1 protein-coding gene is annotated in these 240 nt (G+C 62.1%); it reads left to right on the top strand.

Translation table 11 applies throughout. The features are described 5' to 3' along the window. On the top strand, positions 1-240 hold a 240-nt coding region (locus A985_RS24040), incomplete at both ends, for a GTP-binding protein (RefSeq protein ID WP_017232017.1).

Here is a 240-nt window from a genome sequence, read left to right as displayed (position 1 = left end):
CCGCCACTACGCACACGTTGACTGCCCGGGCCACGCCGACTACGTCAAGAACATGATTACCGGTGCTGCCCAGATGGACGGCGCCATTCTGGTTTGCTCGGCTGCCGACGGCCCGATGCCGCAAACGCGCGAGCACATCCTGCTGGCTCGTCAGGTTGGCGTGCCGTACATCATCGTGTTCCTGAACAAGTGCGACATGGTCGACGACGCCGAGCTGCTCGAGCTGGTCGAAATGGAAGT

The organism is Pandoraea sp. B-6 (genome assembly GCF_000282835.1).
Taxonomy (GTDB): domain Bacteria; phylum Pseudomonadota; class Gammaproteobacteria; order Burkholderiales; family Burkholderiaceae; genus Pandoraea; species Pandoraea cepalis.
Note: the sequence above shows the minus strand (reverse complement) of the source record. Positions and strands in the feature narration are given on the sequence as shown.